The sequence below is a fragment of the Sinorhizobium sp. 6-70 genome, from assembly GCF_030124375.1.
Classification (GTDB): domain Bacteria; phylum Pseudomonadota; class Alphaproteobacteria; order Rhizobiales; family Rhizobiaceae; genus Sinorhizobium.
Genome location: NZ_JASKLS010000019.1, coordinates 87,966 through 110,014 on the forward strand (window position 1 = coordinate 87,966; position 22,049 = coordinate 110,014).

Sequence of the window (22,049 nt, forward strand, 5' to 3'; positions counted from 1 at the left end):
GCCATTGACGACACACGATTTCGATCGGAATCCCATCCGCTTAATTCTTGGAATGGCGACCGATGGACCGGCCCCTGGGGTACTTTTGGGCGGCTTCCGACATACTTGTCCGGCTTCTGACAGGAAGGTTTGCGGATACACGAGGGGAGAACAAAGCCTCAAGCGTGCAAACCGAGGTCTTGGCGAGGGCGCGACCCTCCCGCGCAAACCAAGGCTGGCCCCGTGCAAGAGCAGTGTGCTTCCTGCATTCAATGAAATGGCATGGCACTTGCAGGACCGGCATGTCGAAGGTCCGTTCACATCAGGCGCAATCGAGAGCGATGCGCCCGTTTTTCTCAGAGGAGCAATATCGATGCCTGTGAAAAAGAAGGTTCCCTTCGTCACCTTTCGCACGCGTGTTCGCGATGATTCTATCGCGGGGCCAAACCCGTACCGGTGGGAAGACAAGACATCCGACGATTATTTCAGCGGCAAGCGCGTCATCCTGTTCTCGCTGCCAGGCGCCTTCACCCCGACCTGCTCCACCTATCAACTGCCCGATTTCGAGGACCTTTACACCGAGTTCCAGAAGGAGCGCATTGACGAAATATACTGTGTCTCCGTCAACGATGCATTCGTGATGAGCGCCTGGAGCAGGGCTCAGGGGCTGAAAAAGGTCAAGCTCATTCCCGACGGCTCGGGAGAATTCACGCGCAAGATGGGCATGCTGGTCGCCAAGGATAACCTCGGATTCGGAATGCGCTCCTGGCGCTACGCTGCCGTAATTAATGACGGCGTGGTCGAGCAATGGTTCGAGGAGGAAGGTTTCTCCGACAACTGCGAAGCCGATCCCTATGGCGTCTCTTCTCCGCAGAACGTTCTTGAAAGGCTAAAGGCCCCGGCCGCCGCATGACCTAAAGGAGCCAACGTCCCGCCTCTTTACGCACAGCCCAGTAGTCGCTCGACAGGAGTTTTGCTCTACATGGAGTCCGTTGTAAGCCTTCTTCAACGCCAGCAGCAATCGCTGGTTATGACGCCGCAACTCATCGCGTCGATACGCTTGTTGCAACTGGCGCATGCCGAACTACATCAGTTCGTCGAGCAGGAAGTAGAGAAGAACCCGTTCCTCGAGTTGGCGTCAGACGACAGTACGACGTCTGGCGATCTATCGCCGGTCTCGGATCTATCGCCAGTCTTGGGGGGAGACCAGAACATCGGCGCGCGCGAGAACGACGGCGATGGGCCGATGAGGGCCGAGACCTCAGAACTGCTCAGGCAATGGAAATCAATCCGCGACACATCCAATGTTGCCGCGGGGGAAAGGCCCGCCCTCGAAGAGTTTGCCGCCTCAGCGGAAACATTGCACGACCATGTCGCTCGTCAGGTGGCCCTTACTGTATTCACCCCGCAGCAGCGGCTGATCGCTAGCCAGCTCACCGATCATCTGGAAGACACCGGGTATATTCATGTTGACCTTTTGGAGGTGGCGCAGAGGCTGGATGTCGGGGAGGCTGATGTAGAGCGGGTTCTCGGAACATTGCAGCTCTTTGATCCACCGGGAATATTCGCACGAACTCTCAGCGAATGCCTCGGGATACAACTGCGCCAGCGAGACCGTTTCGATCCCGCGATGGCAGCGTTGGTTGCCAATCTTGAGATGCTGGCGCAACGCGATTTTCAGGCACTGAAGCGGCAATGTGGTGTCGATGAGGACGACATCCTCGACATGTTGCATGAAATCCGTACCCTCGATCCCAAGCCCGGAAACCGATATCAATCCGGAGGTCCGGACTATATCATCCCCGACGTCTGGGTCCTGCCCTCGCCCGAAGGTGGATGGCAAATCGAGCTTAACCCGGACATGCTGCCCAAAGTCCTGGTCAACCAGACCTATTTTGCCGAAGTCTCCCGGCTAACGGCACACAATTCAGAAGATCAGGCATTCCTCAACGAGTGCTTCCAAAACGCAAGCTGGCTAGTTCGCAGCCTCGATCAGCGCGCCAAGACAATTCTCAAGGTAGCGACTGAAATCGTCCGCCAGCAGGATGTGTTTCTGGAGCATGGCATTGCCCATCTTCGGCCTCTCAATCTTAAGACCGTCGCTGACGCGATTGACATGCACGAGTCGACCGTTAGTCGGGTGACATCGAACAAGTACATGCTCACTCCGCGCGGCGTATTCGAACTAAAGTATTTTTTCACAGTCGCAATCGCCTCCTCCAAAGGCGGCGAGGCACACTCCGCCGAAGCTGTCCGCCATAGCATCAAGGCCATGATCACCGCAGAAACGCTCGATCATGTGCTTTCAGACGAGGAGATCGCGGCCCAACTTCGGAAAACCGGTATCGACATCGCGCGCCGCACCGTTACAAAATATCGAGAGGCGATGAACCTCCCCACCTCCGTGCAGCGCCGCCGGGAAATGCGGCTGGGCCTGTAAAGGCGATCAAGCCCTGCCGGCCTCCTGCCGCCGGCGAACACGGCTCTAGTCCAAATCGGTCCCGCTCTTGATCGGTGCAAGGCGGCTCTCGCCTTCCTCCGAGCCAAAGCAACTCTTGAACTCGTGGCATTCCCGGCAACTGGGCGCCGAACAAAGCGAAAAACCCTCAGCCTCACAAAGCTTGTAATAGAGATACTTCTTCCATTTCATGTTTTCGGTGTTGCCGGCCGCCAGATTCGGGAAGTGCGTGGCAAGCAAGCGGCTGAGCTCGGATCGGTCGAAGAGGCCGAGGTCCTGCCAGAGATGGTCGTTGCGCAAGGCACGCCGCGCGATGATCTTGGCAAAGCGGGCGCTCGCGGGATCGCCGGGGCGGGCATGCGTTAGCAGCAGTCCGCGCAGAAGTTCTTCCTCCACACCAATCTCGGGATCGCTCACGTCTCCCAATGAGAACGAGTGGATGAAACTGGCCGGGAAATTACGGGTCAGGATATCCCGCAACTCGGCGCGTGAAAGGCCGGTTGCCTCCGTCGCCGACGCTTCGCCGGCATCGATCTCCTCGAGCGCACGCGAAAGGACACAGGCAAGTACATAATCGTCGAAATCCATCTCCACATCCATCCGCGGCCATCGGCTGGGGCCGAGCAACTGTGAGTGTCGTGCCCGGCGGGGCAGATAGGACATTCGTACTCCACGAGTGATGCCTGGTCCCCATAAAATGCGGATCTGCCGCTGATCTGACATCGTGCTTGTCCTTCCATTCCCATCGACCGATGTCCTATCGGTCGGCAGCTCCGGCCGCCTTGTCAGAGAGGACCTTCAAAAGTCGTGCCAGCTGCGTAGCAAAGCTCTCGGAACTGATTTTCCGAGATTTATGCGACACCTTAACTGAGCATGCAGCGGGAAATGGATCGAATACGACGTCTGGGAATCGACAAAAGTCGACAGCGCCGCGGCCTCTTGCACCGAATACGATCGTCGAGAAGCGGACTGTCGGCATCCGAAGACCGACGGGAAGACCCGAGCAAGCTGTCATGATCGCGGAAACCTGGGTGCTGCTTGGTATGATCCTTGCAAATGACCCTCGAGGCAGATGCAAGCGCTGTGGCTCCAGTCGAGCTGATCGCCGCGACAATCAACACCTGGAAGGCTGGATTAGCCATATGAGGAGCACAGCGGATGACATGCATTGTCGGTTTAATCGACAACGGGTCAGTTCACATTGGCGGCGACAGCGCTGGCGTGGCCGGCCATTCACTGACCATCCGGGCCGATCGCAAGGTCTTCCGCAAACAGGACTTCATCTTCGGTTTCACGGCCTCGTTTAGGATGGGCCAGTTGTTAGCGCATTCCTTCGAGCTGCCAAAAAGGCATGCCGATACTGATGTCTACGCTTTCATGGTAACCGACTTTGTGAACGGGCTCCGCCAATGCCTGCGAGATGGTGGCTACGCACAGCGGCACAACGAAGCCGAGCGCGGTGGCACCTTCCTCGTCGGCTATGCCGGACGGCTCTTCAAAATCGGTTGGGACTACCAGGTCGGCGAGTCGGTCGATGGCTTTGACGCCTGTGGATGCGGACAAGAAATAGCACTGGGCGCGCTTTTTGCCCGCTCCCACTCTCCGCCTCTCGAAAGGTTAGCAATAGCTCTCAATGCGGCTGAGCGTCTTTCTACCGGCGTACGCGGCCCGTTTCACTTCGAGACGTTGGACTCGACCGAGTGAAGAGGTCGAAGCACAAGGCCGGACCTTACGACACACAAGGTCTACACTAATGCTGAAGCACCGACCGCACCTGACGGCCCCTCGCTCGCATGTCCGCAGCGACATGGCCGGGAGTGACTAGCATGCGGAGACCGAGGCGTCCTTCGGCCCACTTCAACAAGACCAAGAAATTTTTGCTGGCGCCAAAGGAGATGTCCAGAGCACACTCTTGCCCCTCCATGCCGTCGTTCCACCGAGGCGCAGGCCGGTAACACAAACCATATCGGGCATGCCAGCGAGCGCTGGCGCACGCACGGCAGCATTTCAGACGATCTCGCCGAAAGGCGATCATGATCTAACACCGGGTAGATCGGACAAGGGTGTCGGCACGTCAGCCGGTCGCAAGCGCTGGGGCGTGACAACACGCACTTGTTACGAGGTCGGTCAGCGATCTTCAGCGTCCGATCGATGATGACCTGACAGCGCCGCGCAAGGCCAAGGCGAGGCGAAGACCGGCATGTTCGGCAAACCACACGACGCTACGGGTTTCAAAGCAGATAAAGGAATTGGCCGGCCTTCGCACCCAGTATTGTCCCATGTTCGACGATGTCGGACATGGGACACAAGAGTGTTAGAGCATGATGTCGTTTATGCATGTCTTTCTCCTTGGCACGGTGGTTGCTTGGTTATCCCGCTAAACCCCTTCGGAAATGAGGAGAAACCATCGCATGATCACGCTCACCGAGAATGCCGTCGCCGGCATGAAAGCTGCGCTTTCCCGAGCCACCGAGCCGGTGCAAGGGTTCCGCATCATGGTCCAGGCAGGCGGCTGCGCGGGCTTCAAATACGTGATGGGAATGGAACGCTTGGCGCGTGAGGGCGACGCGGTCATCGAGACCGATGGGGTTACGGTGTTCGTGGACGCAGGTTCCCAACCCCAAATTGCCGGTATGACCGTCGACTTTGTCACCGGGGTCGAATCCTCCGGGTTTGTCTTCGACAATCCAAACGCGCGAGAGAAGTGCTCCTGCGGCAAGTCCTTTGGCTGATCACCCGACATAGTGAGCGGACCCATGTGGGACTATTGGGAAATGGTCGAGGAACACTTTTTAAACGCGATGAATGCCGGCATTCTTAAGGCCACTGCGATCGGCGCCATCTCCTGCAGCAAAACGCTTGAACGGATGAGCAGAGTCGATCCTGTTGCCGAAGCGGTCACTGCCGCAAAATCCCAGTCTTTGCGCTGCAGCTCTGCGATCCCCTCTTCGTCGGTGATTGCCGAACTCATCATCGCAACAACGGCCGACGAAGCGCATCGCCTCATCCATCGGGTGAAAGCGGGGCTCATCGACGGCCGGCCGCCGGACAGGACGCACCGTTCGGCTTTGATTTTTACTAGGAGCGCCGATGTCTGTGGCAGGGGGCGCTTCTGGGATCGCGAGCCAGGCGCCCTCGTCTGCAAAAGCCTTGGTGTCGATGACGGCGTGATCAGAATGACATCCGTATCAACTGGCTCGCTACCAGCGAGCAGGCCATTGCGACACGGAGCCTGTCGGCAGCTGGGGCGCGTGCTCCAAAGCAGTGGAGCAAATGCTTGTCGGCGGCCATGCAGCAATGTTCACGGAAGGCGCCACGACGTGAGAGGAGGCCCGTACGCAAAACAAAGGCCGCCGTCGATGCGGCAAATTCAACGTATCGAAACACCGTCAAGGGCATGCGTTCACCTGAGAGCCGCGGGGGCTGCAACCTTGTCAACGTCGGCCATGATCAAGTCCCCTCACCCCGACGCGCGCCTCGATCCCGTGTCTGCAGGCCTCGGTCATCATCGATCGCACGCGCAACCAGGGTCGCCGAGCACACGAATGCTGACGTCAATCCCCACCCGCCGAGAATGCAACCATGAGATCTATCTATCTCGACAACAACGCGACGACACGGGTCGATCCTGAAGTAGTTGAAGCCATGCTGCCATTCTTCACGGATCGATTCGGAAACCCTTCTTCGACGCACGCTTTTGGCTCCTGCGTCGGCGTGGCAGTGAGAAAGGCGCGCCAGCAGTTGCAAGCGCTGATCGGCGCAGAGTTCGATTATGAGATCGCGTTCACTTCGGGCGGGACGGAAAGCGACACTACGGCGATCCTTTCGGCGCTCGAGGTGATGCCTGACCGCACAGAGATCGTTACTTCCGCAGTCGAACATCCGGCCGTGCTGACGCTCTGCGCGCACCTTGAGATCACCCGCGGCATCAAGGTGCACCGCATTCCGGTGGATCAACAGGGCCGTCTCGACCTCGATGCCTACAGGGCCGCCCTCACCACGCATGTAGCAATCGTTTCGCTCATGTGGGCGAATAATGAGACCGGTACAATCTTTCCCGTGGTTCAGCTTGCCGCGCAGGCCAAGCTGGTCGGTGCCCTTTTTCATACAGATGCGGTCCAGGCGGTCGGGAAGATTCCACTGGACCTGAAATCGACTGCAATCGACATGCTTTCGCTCTCCAGCCATAAGCTGCACGGTCCAAAAGGGATTGGCGCACTCTATGTAAAACGCGGCGTACGCTTCCGCTCGCTGATCAAGGGGGGGCATCAGGAGCGCGGCAGGCGCGCGGGTACAGAGAATACGCCCGGCATAGTCGGACTCGGCAAAGCGGCCGAACTTGCCTCAAAATTCATGAATGACGAGAACACACGGGTAAAAGCCCTTCGAGACCGGCTGGAGAAGGGCATTCTCGAGCGCGTTCCAGCCGCCTTCGTCACCGGCGATCCGCTGGAGCGGTTGCCGAACACCGCCAACATCGCCTTCGAACATGCCGAAGGCGGTGGCATCCTGCGTCTACTAAACCGCTATGGCATTGCCTGCTCTTCCGGCTCGGCCTGCAGCTCCGGCTCGCTGGGATCGAGCCATGTCCTGCGCGCGATGAATATTCCTGAAACGGCGGCACAAGGGACAGTGCGGTTCTCCTTCTCACGCGACAATGGCGAGGAGGATGTCGACCGGGTGCTCGAAGTTATGCCCGCAATCGTGGAGGAGATGCGTGACACTCCCCGTCCTAAGGCACGTGCGCGAAGACCACAATCCGGACAAAGCAAACCAGAAGATGCGGGCCGCCGCTCATGAAGCGTTCAATCTTTCTTTCTAAACGATGCGTCCCTGCGCGACGGCGAGGACGCGCCGTGGTGGCGCCTTCACTACGGCAGAAAAGTTCCGGCTTTCCGGATCTCTCGCTGCAGCCGGCATCCCGGCTGGCGACGCGATCGCTCGCCAGCCGACTGCATCACCTCCCTCGAAGCGCGCACTTTACCGCTGAAGCCTGAGATGCGGGAACACTTGAGACCACCGATTGGGAGAATGCAATGAGCAGGTGTTTTGATGAGAGTCATCATATTGATGTCAAGGATATCCTCGCGCGGCTAAAGGGTCTGTCGGCTGCAGAGGAGTTCTTCGCAACGCTTGGCGTCTCCTACGACCCGAAGGTGATCAACGTCTCACGTCTCCATATCATGAAGCGTATGGGCCAGTACCTCGGCGAAGAGGACTTCTCCGGTCTGCCCGACCAGGTGATCGCGGCTCGGGCCCGCGCCATGCTCGAACGGGCCTACGAGGATTTCGTGACTTCCTCCCCGCTCGCGCACCGGGTCTTCAAGGTGCTCAAGGACCACGACCCGGACAAGCCCGCTACACCGGGGCGCACCTTCGTCCCGTTCGACTCCGTTCTGAAGCCGTTCGGGAAGAAATGAGTCCGTCGCAGTTGCGACACGTCGATGTCGCGAAACCGACATTTGCGACTATGACGCCGTGCCGCTGAACAGGAAACGCCCCTCTTTTCAAAACGATAGGGGGGCGCGGACACGTTTGGCACAAATCCTGCTGGCAAGGAAATGAAGTGGCAAGCCCGCCATCAAAACAGGAGGGAGTAAGAACCCGCCATGCACATCGTAATCTGTATCAAGCAGGTGCCGGACTCCGCACAGATACGAGTCCATCCGGTGACGAACACAATCATGCGGCAAGGTGTGCCAACCATTATCAACCCTTATGACCTGTTCGCCCTGGAGGAGGCACTCAGATTGCGCGACGCCCATGGCGGCGAGGTCACCGTGCTCACCATGGGGCCACCCATGGCAGAGGACGCTTTGCGCAAGGCGCTCACTTACGGCGCCGACCGCGCGGTACTTTTGACTGACCGACATTTTGCCGGCTCCGACACTCTGGCGACCTCATTCGCTCTTTCTCAAGCTATCGCGAAGATCGGAGAGACATTCGGTTCGCCTGATATCGTCTTCACGGGCAAGCAGACGATCGACGGCGACACCGCCCAAGTGGGGCCCGGCATCGCCAAGCGCCTCGATCTCCTGCAGCTCACCTACGTCGCGAAGATCGTCTCCATTGATCTAAACAAGCGCGAGATTACGGTGGAGCGCCGTTCGGAAGGCGGCACGCAGACACTGATGAGCAAGCTCCCTTGCCTCATCACAATGCTGGAAGGCACCAATGAGATCCGCCGCGGCTCGCTCGACGACGCGCTACGCGCCGCGCGCAGCCGGATCGTGAAGTGGAACGCGGCCGACGCAGGTATCGAGGACCTCACCAAATGCGGCCTGCGCGGATCTCCAACCGTCGTCAAGCGCGTCTTTGCCCCTGCTACGCGGGCCGAAAAGGCGGAGCAAATCGACACCACGGAAAAGACGCCGCGCGATCTTGCCGATGAGTTGATCGCCGGGATCTTCTCGCGCCAGCCGGCGCTGGAAGACGAACTGGCCTTCGACGGCGACGCGTAAAGGCATGGAGCGACGATGTTGAACATGAAACGAGACACCCCTCCTCCAGCTGCTGGCCGCGCCAGCACGAAGAGGGAGCTGCCCGAGCATTTCAAGGACTACCGGCACGTTTGGGTCTTCATCGAGCTGGAGCGGGGCCAGATCCATCCTGTCTCCTTCGAGCTGCTCGGCGAAGGCCGCAAGCTCGCTGACAAGCTGGGCGTCGAGCTTGCCGGCGTCGTTCTCGGACCGGCGGGAGAGGCCACCCTTTATGCCGTTGCCGAGGCCTTTGCTTATGGCGCCGATCTTGCCTACCTGGTCGAGGCGCCGCTCCTCGAAGACTACCGCAACGAGCCTTTCACCAAAGCAATGACGGACTTGGTCACGACATACAAACCGGAGATCTTGCTTCTCGGCGCGACCACGCTCGGCCGCGATCTTGCCGGTTCCGTGGCGACGACCTTGTTGACGGGACTGACGGCCGACTGCACCGAGCTTGATGTGGATGCGGAAGGCTCCCTCGCCGCGACTCGGCCGACTTTCGGCGGCTCCCTGCTATGCACAATCTACACCCTCAACTGCCGTCCGCAGATGGCAACAGTGCGGCCGAGGGTCATGGCCATGCCGCAGCGCGTGAACAAGCCGATCGGGCGTGTCATTCAGCACGACGTCCCGATGGTAGAGGAAGAGATCGTTACCAAGGCCCTCGGCTTCCTGTCCGACGGCCAGTCGTCGAACGCCAATCTCGCCTATGCCGACGTCGTGGTTGCCGGAGGCCTTGGTCTCGGCGCGGCAGAGAACCTGAAGCTTGTAAAGAATCTCGCGCGGGCGATTGGGGCCGAATATGGTTGTTCGCGCCCGCTGGTCCAGAAGGGCTGGATGCCGGCTGATCGGCAGATCGGCCAAACTGGCAAGACTATCCGGCCGAAGCTCTACATAGCGGCCGGCATCTCGGGCGCCATCCAGCACCGGGTTGGCGTCGGGGGCGCTGATCTCATTGTCGCGATCAACACCGACCGAAACGCGCCGATTTTCGATTTCGCTCACCTCGGCGTGGTGACCGATGCGATCCGTTTCCTACCGTCCTTGACGGAAGTCTTCACCCATAGGCTGTCGCCGCACAGTCGCGATAAGCTTGCGAACTGAGGGGCACGGCCATGACCGAAAAGTTCGACGCCATAGTTATCGGGGCCGGTATGGCCGGCAACGCAGCCGCTTACACCATGGCGAGCCGCGGCCTGAAGGTGCTGCAGCTGGAGCGCGGCGAGTATCCGGGCTCCAAGAATGTCCAGGGCGCCATCCTGTACTCAAATATGCTGGAGAAAATCATCCCGGACTTTCGAGATGATGCACCTCTCGAGCGGCATCTGGTCGAGCAGCGCTTCTGGATGATGGACGACACATCCCATATCGGGATGCAATATCGCTCCGATGACTTCAACGAGTCGAGGCCCAACCGCTATACGGTCATTCGCGCCCAGTTCGACAAGTGGTTTTCGCGCAAGGTGCGCGAGGCGGGAGCGACGGTTCTGTGTGAAACGACGGTGACGGAAGTCGCCCGCGATGCAGATGGAAAGGTGATCGGCGTTCACACCGACCGCATCGGCGACGTGATCCTTGCGGACGTGGTCGTTCTGGCAGAGGGCGTGAATGGGCTGCTCGGCACGCGGGCGGGCTTGCGTGAGACACCGAAACCCGAAACCGTGGCGCTCGCAGTCAAGGAAATGCACTTCCTGCCCGAAGATGTGATCGATCAGCGGTTCGGCCTTAAAGCGAACGAAGGCTGCGTGATCGAGGCAGCCGGCACCATCTCCCGCAGCATGGCGGGGCTCGCCTTCCTCTACACAAACAAAGAGTCGATCTCGATCGGCATCGGCTGCCTCGTCTCGGATTTCGCCGCGACAATGGAGAGCCCTTACGACCTGCTCGAAAACTTCAAGAAACATCCGTCGGTCCAGCCGCTGATCGCAGATTCGGAGGTCAAGGAATATGCCGCTCATCTCATTCCCGAAGGTGGTTACAAGGCAATCCCGCAGCTCTTCGGCAATGGCTGGGTGGTTACGGGCGACGCCGCGCAGCTCAACAATGCCGTGCACCGGGAGGGATCCAACCTTGCCATGACGTCCGGGCGCCTCGCCGGTGAGGCCATCGTCCAGGTCAAGACACGGGGGGACCCAATGATCAAGGAGAACCTCGCCCTCTACAAGTCGAAGCTGGACAAGTCCTTCGTCATAAAAGATTTGCGGAAATACAAGGACATGCCCGCCCTGCTCCACACCAATTCCCGCAATTTCTTCACGACTTATCCGCAATTGCTGTCGCAGGCTGCACAGAACTTCATGCGCGTCGACAGCACCCCGAAGATCGACAAGGAACGGGCGACTACGGCGGCCTTCATCAAGGAGCGCTCGCGCTGGGGGCTCGTTAGTGACGCAGTCCGTTTCGCATTCGCCTGGCGCTGAAGGAGAGATGACATGACGATCGCAGTCACCAACTTGCGCGTGGAGGAAAAGCTCTATCAAAATCGCTATGTAGTCGATTCAGGACGCCCGCACATTAAAGTGCGACCGCACCAGTCGCCAAGCGTGAAGCTGTACGCCCTCACAAGCGTCTGCCCGGCCAAATGCTATGAGTTGAATGACAATGGCCAAGTGGAGATCACCGCCGACGGGTGCATGGAGTGCGGCACATGCAGAGTCCTTTGCGAGGCAAGTGGTGAGATCGAGTGGAATTACCCGCGCGGCGGCTTCGGTGTCCTCTTCAAGTTCGGATGACTAGCTCGCAGGCACTGCAAAGCCCTCCCGTGAATATCGGAAGCGGCATTGGATTTTTCGGGTTGTCGAAAATAGCTTTGGAATCCTATGCTTCCAGAGTTCAGAAGAAAAAGGCGCTTGGAGGAGCACCTGACAACCCTTGAGGAGTTTCAATGGCTCACATGCTGCACGATCGGTTCGATAAAGGAGGGCCGTCTGATTCATCCATCAAAACCAAGGCGGATATCTCCAGCGCAATTTACCAGATATCGAAAGTCCTGACGGCCCCCACCCGGCTGGAGATCACGCTCACAAATGTCGTGAACATCCTCTCCTCGATACTCGAAATGCGTCATGGAGAAATCGTCGTCCTCGACGATGAAAATGAGCCGGAAATTGTCGCGACTGCCGGCGTCACGCCCTCACCTCAATCCGGCCGTGACCGAGTTATACCGCAGGCCGCAATAGACGAGATCGTTGCTACGGGGGCACCCGTCGTCATACAGGATGCTAGAAAATCGGAACTCTTGTTGGCCGATCTTCCGACGTCTCCGAGCGGCAGCACCATCCGAGGTCGCCTTATTGGTGTTCCGGTAAAGGCCGAGCGCAAAATTCTTGGAACGCTAGCGATCGTCCGCGTCGGGGGCGACGCCACTAGCTTGCCCTATGACGAAGACGTACGCCTTCTCACAATGGTCGCCAACCTTGTCGGCCAGACAATCTGGCTCCATCGCACTCTTGACACGGTTCAGCGGCTCGTGGAGGAGCAGAGCATACGGGAGAAGTCCGCCGACGATGAGGAGAACGACACCGGCGGGCGTCTGCCTGCCAAAATCGACTGGATCGTCGGGGAAAGTCCCGCAGTCAAGCAGGTGCTCGAAACCGTCTCGGCCGTGGCCCCAACGAACACCACCGTACTTCTGCGGGGCGAAAGCGGCACCGGCAAGGAGTTTTTCGCACAGGCCATCCATGAGCTTTCACCTCGGAAGAAGAAACCTTTCGTAAGGTTGAACTGCGCCGCACTGCCTGAAGGCGTTCTGGAATCAGAGCTGTTTGGGCATGAAAAGGGTGCCTTCACCGGGGCTATCTCGCAGCGCGCGGGCCGTTTCGAACTTGCCAATGGCGGAACGCTGTTGCTTGATGAAATCGGCGAGATCTCGCCTGCATTTCAGGCCAAGCTGTTGCGCGTCTTGCAGGAAGGGGAGCTGGAGCGGGTTGGCGGCACCAGAACGCTAAGAGTCGACGTGCGGCTCATATGCGCCACCAACAAGGACCTCGAGACGGCTGTCGCCAATGGAGAGTTCAGGGCTGATCTTTATTACCGTATCAGTGTGGTGCCAATTGTTTTGCCGCCGCTCAGAGAGCGACCCGGCGATATTTCGCGCCTTGCAAGGGCATTCCTCAAACGATTCAACAAGGAGAACGGCCGCGACCTCGCCTTCGCGCCGTCGGCGCTTGACGTCGTCTCGAAATGCCGATTCCCTGGGAACGTCCGTGAGCTTGAAAACTGCGTGCGAAGAACGGCAACACTCGCACAGTCCACGACGATCGTTCCGTCGGATTTCGCCTGCCAGAACAGCCAGTGCCTCTCTTCGCTACTGTGGAAGGGAGCCGACGGTTCAAGCGCCGGCAATGCCGTCGATGACCTCACTAGGGGGAGCGCGATGCCGACTGGATCGCCGCTCACAGTCAGGCGTGTCGGCGCCTCCGACAGCGAGGTGTCGTCCAATACCTGTGACCCGAACGATCCTGCTTGCCCCGCTATGGGTGCGCGTCTGACCGAGCGCGAACGACTGATCGACGCTATGGAGAAGTCCGGCTGGGTTCAGGCCAAGGCGGCTCGCGTCCTCGGCCTCACCCCGCGTCAGGTCGGTTATGCTCTACGCCGGCATCAAATCGAGATAAAGAAGTTCTAAGCCTGCTGGTGACGTCACCGCTCGTGCGCTTCAGGCGCGCTGTCTTTGGAACACTTGTCTGGCCATAGTCGGAAACCTAACAAAACCATGTCGGAGAGAAATGGATGGAATCGGACAAGAAAAGCTAACCGATTGAAGGGAATAGCGCTTTTTGTTGGCATGGCGCTTGCGTTTTGTACCGCGACGTTATGCAGCAACGGAGCCTTTAATGTCCTCACCGACGATTTCGCTTAAAAGCCTGGCCAGCACGACAACCATGAATGAGCTGCTGGCGACCGCGAAGTCCGGTGCTTGCGCATCCTCATCCTGCGGCTCGCCCGCAAAGCCACACGACGTGGACCCTGCTACCTGGGAGAAGATCAAGGACCATCCCTGCTATTCAGAAGAAGCGCACCACTATTTCGCACGCATGCACGTCGCGGCCGCGCCAGCCTGCAATATCCAGTGTAACTATTGCAATCGTAAATATGACTGCGCCAACGAAAGCCGGCCCGGGGTCGTCTCGGAAAGGCTGACGCCGGACCAGGCGCTGCGAAAGGTCATTACGGTCGCCAATGAAGTCCCGCAGCTTTCCGTGCTCGGCATCGCCGGACCGGGCGATGCCTGTTATGACTGGAAGAAGACAAAGGCGACATTTGAACGAGTCGCCAGGGAAATTCCCGACATTAAGCTGTGCCTTTCGACCAACGGTCTAGCATTGCCGGACCATGTCGGCGAGCTTGCTGACATGAATGTTGATCACGTGACGATCACCATCAACATGGTCGATCCGGAAATCGGCGCGAAGATATATCCCTGGATTTTTCATGACCACCGCCGCTTCACCGGAATCGAAGCCGCCAAAATCCTGCATGAGCGACAGATGTTAGGTCTGGAAATGCTCACCGCGCGCGGCATCCTCACCAAAGTCAATTCGGTAATGATCCCGGACATCAACGACGAACACCTGCTTGAAGTGAACAAATGGGTCAAGGAGCGTGGCGCGTTCCTGCACAACGTGATGCCGCTGATTTCCGACCCCGAGCATGGCACCTATTACGGCCTGACCGGGCAGCGCGGCGCGCGGGCGGTCGAACTCAAGTTGCTTCAAGATCGTCTCGATGGGGGCGCCAGGCTGATGCGCCATTGCCGTCAGTGCCGGGCCGATGCGGTCGGTCTGCTGGGCGAGGATCGTGGCCAGGAATTCACCCTCGATCAGATTCCCGGCGAGGTGAGCTACGACGGCAGCAAGCGCGAGACCTATCGGGAAGTGGTGGCGCGCGAGCGAGGTGACCACGTGGCGGCCAAGAGCGAGGCGATCGGGATGGTCAAGGCGGCAGGCTCCAGTGGATTACTCCTCGTCGCCGTAGCCACTAAAGGCGGCGGTCGTATCAACGAGCATTTCGGCCATGCAAAGGAATTCCAGGTTTATGAAGCCTCGGCCATCGGGATCAACCTCGTCGGGCATCGCAAGGTCGAGCAGTATTGCCGCGGCGGCTGGGGCGAGGAGTCCACCCTCGACGACGTCATCGCTGCGCTCGAAGGTATAGATATCCTGTTGTGCGCCAAAATCGGAGATTGCCCCAAGGATCAGCTCACCGAGGCCGGAGTCCGAGTAACGGACGATTATGGCTATGACTACATCGAGACGGCCATCAGCGCGCTTTACGCCGCCGAATTTGGGCTCGAGCCACTGGCGGCTACGGCCTGAGCCCCCGTCATTCCAACAAAACGAGGAGCTGAAAATGGCCTTCCGGATCATCGCATCGCAATGCACCCAATGCGGTGCCTGTGAGTTCGAATGTCCCTCCGGCGCGATCAAGTTCAAGGGAGAAGCCTACGTGATCGATCCGGAAAAGTGCACCGAATGCAAGGGAGAATTCGAACTGCAGCGATGTGCCTCCGTATGTCCTGTACCAAAGACCTGCATTCCTGCCTGACCTCCAGGCGGTTTACCGGCTAGTCACGGTGTCCTCCAGAGGGCGCCTCGTGTTCCTTTTGACTTCAATGGAGGAAAGGCCATGGGCATTGCACGCGAACAGGAGGTGGAAATCCGCAAGCCGCCCCGATTCAAGCCGGGTGAGCGGGTCTGTGCTACACGCCACGTCAAGAATGACGGCACCTATCCCGGCAAAAATATCGGCGAAAACCTGGTGCGGAAGGGCGACGAGGGTTATGTGCGCGACATCGGTACCTTTCTCCAGCAGTTCTACGTCTATGCCGTCGAGTGGGTCGATCGCGGCACCGTTGTCGGCATGCGCGCGCGTGAACTGACGAGCCTCCAGAAAGCTGCCACTGTCCTCAAAGAAGGGATAGCCAAATGAAGGTAATGATCCGCAGAACCAGCGCCGGCTTGTCGGCCTACGTTCCCAAAAAGGATCTCGAAGAGCCAATTATCAAAGTCGAGAATGAAGATCTATGGGGTGGGGCTGTAACGCTAAAGAACGGCTGGCGCATCGCCCTGCCCGACCTCCCCCGGGATACGCCTCTGCCGATCACCGTCGAGGCTAAGAGGATTTTCGACAAGGACTGATGCTCCAGATAGCAGGACGAGCGGCGGGAGAAAACAGCATGAACACGATCCTGACCTCGGACCGTCTCGTGATTTTTCGCAACATTGACGCCGAAAGGCGGCTTGAACTACTGAAGGAAGCGCTTACCGCCGATGGGATCGTCCCTTATCTCGGTCCGGGTCTCCTCCGGCTCAGCTCCGCAGAACCGACTGTACCGGACACGCCGGAAGCCGTCGCCGCGGCACTTAACATGCAGGCGCCAGCTCCTTCCAAAATACGCACCAACATGTGGTCGGTCGCGCAGTTCATAGAACAGCGCCGGCATCGCCGTACGCTTCAAACCTGGATGGCAGAGATCTTCGCAGCGCTGGCCGCTCCGACCATGCTCCACACCTGGCTCGCGACCCTACCGCTCTCCCTCATCATCGATAGCTGGTACGATGGGACGATGCGCGCGGCCCTTGCTCAGACCGGTCGAACAGACGTGGTTGAGATACAAGGCGTCACGCGGGCGAACGAATTCGGCGACATTTGGACAAAAACCTACGATCTGTCCGGTAGGGAACTCGAATTCGGACCAGCGGCAAAGACGGTTCTCTATACGCCTCACGGCAGCGTTAGGCCGGCCGCAAACTTCCTCGTCTCAGACTCCGACTATGTCGAGGTCCTGACCGAGATCGATATCCAGACCCCAATCCCTGAAGTGGTGAAGAACCGGCGCACCACGCGGGGTCTGTTCTTCGTCGGCTGCCGCTTCAACGACCAGATGCTGCGCACCTACGCCCGACAGATCATGAAGCGCTCCAACGGCCCACAAATTGCGGTGATCGATGCGGCAACGCTGACCAAAAACGAACGCCGTTTCCTTGCAGCAAACGCGATCACGCTCATCGACATGCCGATCGGCGAAGCGGCGGCACTGCTTACCGGATGAGGCGGGGCAGCAGATGGGGACAAGGATCGTTCAGCCCCGGTCCACCCGACTTGCCTGTTGCCAATCGGAAGATCCATTGCGAGCCGAGCAGGCCCGCGGGGTGGGGCGACATGGCAGAGCACTTGCCGCGAGCATCCATGTCCACGACAGGCTGTTGATGCAAAGGCTGGTCCAGGTGCCAGACGCGCAAATTCAGGAGCGCCTGGCACGTCCCTTGGTCCGTCCCTTGGCCCGTCGTGGAGAACTTATGCGGGACGCCTCCTGAAATAACACCTCGCGCATCCAGAGGCTCGCCTGATCGCTATTATGAAGGGCAGGCCATTGGACGGCTTGGGTGAACGTGGGGAGTGGCAGCGGAAGTTCGGCGATCCGCAGGGGTATTGTTTTTGCGAAATACTTCACCAGCCGTAAGGGCATGGTCGCGATACGGTCGGTGCCTGATACCATCGATGGAATCATGCTGAACCCCTGTACGACGACCTCAATCTGTCTCTTGATGCCGTGCTCCAGCAGACACCATTCCTCGAGAGAAGACGTTCGGGTATTCCCGAATTTGACCGCAACATGCCCCATCGACATGTATTTCTCGAGTGTAAGTGGCTCTGACAAGTGCTCGTTCGAGCGGCAGCCTACACAAACGAGTGTCTCGTCGAACAGTGTCGCTCTAGGATGCGTGCGCGACATGAACAATTCCGGAAAAATCAAAAAATCGGCATCCCCGCGCTGCAGGCAGTCATCGTAGTTGTCCGCGAGAGGCAGCAATTCGAAGCTGACGGCGGGAGCCTCCCGCGCAGCGCGCTCCACGACCTTTTCGAAAAAGACGAGTGTGGCGTAATCGGAAAGGATGATCCTGAAGCAGCGGTCTGATTCTGCTGGGCAAAACGGGTCGCAGGAAATGATGGAGACTTGGATGTGTAGCAGAGCCTCGCGGACTGCCGGCGCGAGTCGTTCCGCATGCGGGGTTGGAACTAATTCGCGGCCAATCATGGTAAAGATGTCGTCGTGGAAATAGGTGCGCAATCTGGCGACGGCGGCGCTCATCGCTGGCTGACTAAGGTTGATGCTGCGTGCCGCCGCCGTGAGGTTACGCTCTGTCATTAGAGCGTCGAGCGCGACGAGGAGATTTAGGTCAAGGCCCTTGAACCGCATGTCTTCATCTATCCATGGCGAGGTGGCGAGAAAGGTTGACAAGGCCGTGCAGTACGAGCCCCGAGACATCAGGCAGAGGCTTACCTTCAGCGCAGCATACCTGCTTCAGACAAGGATCCCGCTTTAAGCAAAAGTAATGGAGGGTCATGATCGGACCGTACTGACTGCAAGGAAGAAATGGGCAGGTGACGTTAAAGCCGGCTGCAGGGCGGCTTCGATTTAGTTGATGGCCGTTACCTACTTGCCGGGCGCCCGGTGGAACCGCCGATCTGATCAACCGCCTCCGCCTGGGGCGGCACATCGACTTAAACCATGCAATTGACGTCGGATCCCGCACCAGGTCGCGGTGGCCAAGCATAAGCGCGATTTCGGGCTTCCAGCCACAACGAGGGGTGAAGCAGATCGAGCGGCGGTAGGCCACCAGTGCTTCAGCCTCCGCGTGACCTTCTCCCTCTCCTCAAGGTCCGCCACACTGAAACAATGGGAAAAAACGCCGCCGCCGGTAGCTAAGGCCAAATGACAACCACCGCCGAAACGCTGTACGCCTTGATCGGCTTTCATGGACCCATCCGACGTGTAGACGTCGTCGGATTTGAGTACATTCTGATAGTGCGCAATGACAACAGTGAGCTTCGCCATCTTACTCCTGCGGCTTCTCGACGATCGAGTCTGGTTCGCCTCCTCCTACCGCTTGCGGCCGGAGGCCTGATTGAGGACGGAGCGGATTGCAATCCGCGGCCATCCAGTGCTGGAATCATACGCGACTACGAGAACCGGTCGCGCAGAGGGGCCTCAGTGCCCAGGCATTCGTCAATGCAGCATTACGCGAGATCGGTAAAATCGATTGTATGGATGGAATTCATTCCCGCTATGGATGATAATGAACGCTTCCAGGGAAGAGCGACGGCGCCGAAACGAGTGTAGAACGAGGAAGATTTTCCAATCACGTGAAAGGGAGCGCTGAGAGACTGAACACCCGGGCCGGAACGCCGCCGACCCACAGATTGCCGCCGCTATGCTGAATTTCACGTTGCGTAGTTCGATGCGCAAGCTATAGGCTGATTTTCAAAGAGTACACAGCAGCCCATAGGCTGATTCCCTGTGTCGCTTATCAATTTACAGGCTGAACCTTTTGAATTGCCAATCAGTCTATAGACTGATAGAATTGCGACTGTAATCAAGTTACAGCCTGAGACGACCCATGAAGAGCGATACTCGCAAGAGAGCCCGGCTGCGCCTCGACCAGAGGCTTCAGGCGCTACAGCCCATCGATCGGTTCAGGGCGCCCCCGAAGGGATGGGTGCGCGCTCTGCGCGACGCTCTCGGCATGACAGGTGCGCAGCTCGGCACGCGCATCGGGGTTCGGCCCCAAACCATCGAATCAATCGAGAAGTCAGAAGCAGCAGGGACGATCCAGCTCAACACACTGCGCAGGGCCGCCGAGGCTCTGGATTGCACACTTGTCTACGCCCTCGTTCCAAACAGCTCGCTTGAAGCTGTCGTCGAGGCTCGCGCACGCAAGATCGCAATACGCGAGCTCCAGCGCGTTGCGCACACGATGCGGCTGGAAGCTCAGGGGACGGATAATGCAGATTTCGAAGCGCGTGTCCAAGCGTACATTCGCGACAAGCTCTCTGAACGCGACCTCTGGAACGAAATATGACGGATCTCTTCCAAGAGCCTGATGACGCAACACCGCTTGAGCCGCACGAGCGAGAGGGCCTGCTTCAGACCTGGATCACCCACCGCAACGACCTCAACGAGGCCGAGCAGGAAAACATCGTTGAGGGTGCGGCCTGGGCGCGCGGGCGCCGGCGTTTGCCCCTTGAGCAGATGCTCACTGAAGACTTCATGCGGACGCTCCACAAGCGAATGTTCGGGGACGTTTGGCGATGGGCCGGTACGTTCCGGACGACGGAGCGCAACATTGGCATCCAAGCCTATCGCATCGGAATGGAACTCACGAGTCTATTGGGCGACATCCGCTATTGGATCGAGCATGAGACCTTCCCGCCGGATGAGATCGCGATCCGGTTTCATCATCGGCTGGTCGCGATTCACCCATTTCCGAACGGAAACGGTCGTCACGCGCGTCTGGCGGCTGATCGACTGATTGGGCGCCTTGGCGGCGAGCCCTTCAGTTGGGGCGGCGGCAGTCTGGCCGACGTCGGCGAACTGCGCGCACGTTACGTCGCCGCACTACGCGCAGCGGACAATCATCACATCGGGCCGCTGCTGGAATTCGCGCGCAGCTAACTGCAGAGACCTTCATTTCGCTGCGGCGCAAACCGGCAACCGAACTCCGGCATGGCTGTAGCAAGTGGGCGGTCGGTGTAGGCATGCTCATGCATGGAGCATCAGTTTCGGAGTTCCGGACGATACATCATGCGATCTTTTTAGCCCTAAAGAACATGAACATTCTTGCAACAAGCCGTGCACAGGGCTCGTGGAAGAACGGTTCTCTCCGCCCCTAAGGCGACGTTCATGCTTAAGTCTGTGAACGGCAGCACTGCGCCCCCATGTCAGCCATTTAGAAGGCCAAGATTGAATCTTGAAGCGGACATTTGAACGGAGCGCCTCATGCGCGGTGTGGCTGAGTAACACGCGTTCGAGTTGCTTAACTCGGTGTCCTCTCGTATAAGAAGCCGTCTTAGGAGAAGAACAGTGGAGCCGATCAAAACACCGCCGCCGTCACCGAACAAGAAGCTGGCACTCTTTCTCGACGGAACGTGGAATTCAGTCGGTACTAACACGAATGTCTGGCGTCTCCGCTCACTATGTGCAGACAAGGATCTCGAGGGTCGTCAGCAGCTTCGCTATTACGACACCGGAGTGAATGGTGTCATCGGCGGGGGCTGGGGCAAAGGCCTAACTGAGAATGTGCAGGAGGCCTACAATTGGCTGGTCGAGAACTACGAGGATGGTGATCAAATCTTCATCTTCGGCTTCAGTCGCGGAGCTCACACCGCACGGAGCCTCGCCGGCTTCGTTTCGATATGCGGTCTGCTGAAACCCGGCGGAGCGTTAGGGGTAGATCAGCTATATGAGCGGTATCGAAACGACGACGATCGCACGATATATAAACTTCAGACATTTCAACCCCAGAGCATCACGCCTGAGGAGCGTTGGATGCTGAAGTACTCCCGCCCGGTCGCGATCGAAATGGTCGGTGTATGGGACACCGTCGGAGCTCTGGGGGTTCCTGCATTCAGTCTCGCCGGTGTTAGCAGTTCGACTCTCAAGTTTCATCATACGGGCCTCCGCAAACCAATTAGGCATGGGTTCCATGCCCTCGCCATTGACGAACATCGAGCGAAGTTTGCGCCCACACCCTGGACAATTCGGACTAAGGTCGCTGACACCACGGCGGCCCCGATGAGGCCGATCGAGAGTGTCGAACAACGCTGGTTTGTCGGCGCTCATGCTAATGTCGGTGGTGGTTGCTTTAACGACACGCTCGCTCAGATCCCGCTACAGTGGATGATGCAAAAGGCATCGAAACTTGGCCTAGCTTTTCGCAATAAGCTGGAGCTGGAGGGAGACGAGCATCTGGGTGCGATTTCGGATTCTTATAAGGAATTTCTCAAGGGGGCTTACTCTTGGGTGAGCAAAAGAAGCTACCGACCTGTTGCACCGGAACCTTTCGTAGGTACGAGTGGGATCCACGCCAGGGTCAATGAAACGATCGACTCGTCCGTATTCGAAAGATGGCGAGAAGATATAAATTATCGCCCGCCCAACCTGATCGACTGGGCAAAACGGAAAAAGATTGATCCGGCAGATATGCGTTGTTCCATCTTAGCGAACTCGCCGGCCATCAGCGCTCCGTGACCGTCAGCAATACCTCGGCCGCTTCCCATCAACATCAACGCAAGGAAAGCAGCGGCTTTGCGCCCCATTCCGGTCGTCCGGATCGTTTCTGCGGGGC

Annotated in this window: 22 protein-coding genes; 20 read left to right on the plus strand and 2 right to left on the minus strand. The window is 58.5% G+C overall.

All coding sequences use genetic code 11. The features are described from left to right. Nucleotides 1–352 precede the first annotated feature (352 nt). Entirely contained in the window at nucleotides 353–892 is a 540-nt protein-coding gene (locus QN222_RS27175) for a peroxiredoxin (protein WP_283962975.1), read from the plus strand. Nucleotides 893–961: 69 nt separating this feature from the next. After that, complete coding sequence (gene rpoN / locus QN222_RS27180; protein WP_283962951.1) at nucleotides 962–2,419, plus strand: RNA polymerase factor sigma-54; 1,458 nt, start codon at nucleotides 962–964, stop codon at nucleotides 2,417–2,419. Between the two features lie 45 nt (nucleotides 2,420–2,464). Here rpoN and QN222_RS27185 read toward each other — a convergent pair whose 3' ends face one another. Next, nucleotides 2,465–3,160 (minus strand): nitrogen fixation protein NifQ, encoded by a 696-nt coding sequence (locus QN222_RS27185; protein WP_283962950.1) that lies wholly within the window; start codon nucleotides 3,158–3,160, stop codon nucleotides 2,465–2,467. A gap of 435 nt (nucleotides 3,161–3,595) precedes the next feature. Here QN222_RS27185 and QN222_RS27190 point away from each other — a divergent pair, with 435 nt between their 5' ends. The 15 genes from QN222_RS27190 (at nucleotide 3,596) to QN222_RS27260 (ending at nucleotide 16,972) form a co-directional block, all read left to right on the plus strand. Beyond that, a complete protein-coding gene (locus tag QN222_RS27190) occupies nucleotides 3,596–4,141 on the plus strand; it encodes a hypothetical protein (protein ID WP_283962949.1) in 546 nt (181 codons plus the stop codon). A gap of 707 nt (nucleotides 4,142–4,848) precedes the next feature. Next, complete coding sequence (locus QN222_RS27195; protein ID WP_283962948.1) at nucleotides 4,849–5,169, plus strand: iron-sulfur cluster assembly accessory protein; 321 nt, start codon at nucleotides 4,849–4,851, stop codon at nucleotides 5,167–5,169. A 69-nt stretch (nucleotides 5,170–5,238) separates the two neighbouring features. Further along, nucleotides 5,239–6,069 (plus strand): iron-sulfur cluster assembly scaffold protein, encoded by an 831-nt coding sequence (locus QN222_RS30430; protein ID WP_369292084.1) that lies wholly within the window; start codon nucleotides 5,239–5,241, stop codon nucleotides 6,067–6,069. After that, a complete protein-coding gene (gene nifS / locus QN222_RS27205; protein ID WP_283962946.1) occupies nucleotides 6,020–7,237 on the plus strand; it encodes a cysteine desulfurase NifS in 1,218 nt (405 codons plus the stop codon). Before QN222_RS30430 ends, nifS begins: the two co-directional genes overlap by 50 nt. Before the next feature lie 236 nt (nucleotides 7,238–7,473). Continuing rightward, entirely contained in the window at nucleotides 7,474–7,857 is a 384-nt protein-coding gene (gene nifW / locus QN222_RS27210; protein WP_283962945.1) for a nitrogenase stabilizing/protective protein NifW, read from the plus strand. A 189-nt stretch (nucleotides 7,858–8,046) separates the two neighbouring features. Next, nucleotides 8,047–8,898, plus strand: a complete 852-nt coding sequence (locus QN222_RS27215) for an electron transfer flavoprotein subunit beta/FixA family protein (protein ID WP_283962944.1) — start codon at nucleotides 8,047–8,049, stop codon at nucleotides 8,896–8,898. A gap of 15 nt (nucleotides 8,899–8,913) precedes the next feature. Continuing rightward, nucleotides 8,914–10,023, plus strand: a complete 1,110-nt coding sequence (locus QN222_RS27220; protein WP_283962943.1) for an electron transfer flavoprotein subunit alpha/FixB family protein — start codon at nucleotides 8,914–8,916, stop codon at nucleotides 10,021–10,023. 11 nt (nucleotides 10,024–10,034) lie between these two features. Then, nucleotides 10,035–11,339, plus strand: a complete 1,305-nt coding sequence (locus QN222_RS27225; RefSeq protein WP_283962942.1) for an FAD-dependent oxidoreductase — start codon at nucleotides 10,035–10,037, stop codon at nucleotides 11,337–11,339. A gap of 12 nt (nucleotides 11,340–11,351) precedes the next feature. Next, nucleotides 11,352–11,651, plus strand: coding sequence for a ferredoxin family protein (locus tag QN222_RS27230; protein WP_283962941.1), 300 nt, complete (start codon nucleotides 11,352–11,354; stop codon nucleotides 11,649–11,651). Nucleotides 11,652–11,803: 152 nt separating this feature from the next. After that, nucleotides 11,804–13,546, plus strand: coding sequence for a nif-specific transcriptional activator NifA (gene nifA / locus QN222_RS27235; protein WP_283962940.1), 1,743 nt, complete (start codon nucleotides 11,804–11,806; stop codon nucleotides 13,544–13,546). Between the two features lie 208 nt (nucleotides 13,547–13,754). After that, entirely contained in the window at nucleotides 13,755–15,236 is a 1,482-nt protein-coding gene (gene nifB, locus QN222_RS27240) for a nitrogenase cofactor biosynthesis protein NifB (RefSeq protein WP_283962939.1), read from the plus strand. A 34-nt stretch (nucleotides 15,237–15,270) separates the two neighbouring features. After that, complete coding sequence (locus QN222_RS27245) at nucleotides 15,271–15,465, plus strand: 4Fe-4S binding protein (protein ID WP_336621045.1); 195 nt, start codon at nucleotides 15,271–15,273, stop codon at nucleotides 15,463–15,465. Between the two features lie 81 nt (nucleotides 15,466–15,546). Next, on the plus strand, nucleotides 15,547–15,849 hold the full coding sequence (locus tag QN222_RS27250; protein WP_283962938.1) for a nitrogen fixation protein NifZ: 303 nt from the start codon (nucleotides 15,547–15,549) through the stop codon (nucleotides 15,847–15,849). After that, entirely contained in the window at nucleotides 15,846–16,058 is a 213-nt protein-coding gene (gene nifT / locus QN222_RS27255; RefSeq protein ID WP_283962937.1) for a putative nitrogen fixation protein NifT, read from the plus strand. The genes QN222_RS27250 and nifT overlap by 4 nt, the downstream gene beginning before the upstream one ends. A gap of 38 nt (nucleotides 16,059–16,096) precedes the next feature. Further along, the gene (locus QN222_RS27260; RefSeq protein ID WP_283962936.1) at nucleotides 16,097–16,972 is read left to right on the plus strand and encodes an SIR2 family protein; all 876 of its coding nucleotides are present in this window, start codon (nucleotides 16,097–16,099) and stop codon (nucleotides 16,970–16,972) included. Nucleotides 16,973–17,164: 192 nt separating this feature from the next. Here QN222_RS27260 and nodD1 read toward each other — a convergent pair whose 3' ends face one another. Then, the gene (nodD1, locus tag QN222_RS27265; protein WP_283962935.1) at nucleotides 17,165–18,121 is read right to left on the minus strand and encodes a transcriptional regulator NodD1; all 957 of its coding nucleotides are present in this window, start codon (nucleotides 18,119–18,121) and stop codon (nucleotides 17,165–17,167) included. A 1,201-nt stretch (nucleotides 18,122–19,322) separates the two neighbouring features. Between nodD1 and QN222_RS27270 the strand changes: the two genes are divergently transcribed. From QN222_RS27270 to QN222_RS27280, 3 genes are all read left to right on the plus strand, one after another. Continuing rightward, nucleotides 19,323–19,784 carry a mobile mystery protein A gene (locus QN222_RS27270; RefSeq protein WP_283962934.1) on the plus strand — a complete coding sequence of 154 codons (462 nt, stop codon included), beginning with the start codon at nucleotides 19,323–19,325 and terminating at the stop codon, nucleotides 19,782–19,784. Next, the gene (locus QN222_RS27275; protein WP_283962933.1) at nucleotides 19,781–20,377 is read left to right on the plus strand and encodes a mobile mystery protein B; all 597 of its coding nucleotides are present in this window, start codon (nucleotides 19,781–19,783) and stop codon (nucleotides 20,375–20,377) included. Before QN222_RS27270 ends, QN222_RS27275 begins: the two co-directional genes overlap by 4 nt. 408 nt (nucleotides 20,378–20,785) lie before the next feature. Beyond that, nucleotides 20,786–21,952, plus strand: coding sequence for a DUF2235 domain-containing protein (locus QN222_RS27280; protein ID WP_283962932.1), 1,167 nt, complete (start codon nucleotides 20,786–20,788; stop codon nucleotides 21,950–21,952). The last annotated feature ends 97 nt before the right edge of the window (nucleotides 21,953–22,049 follow it).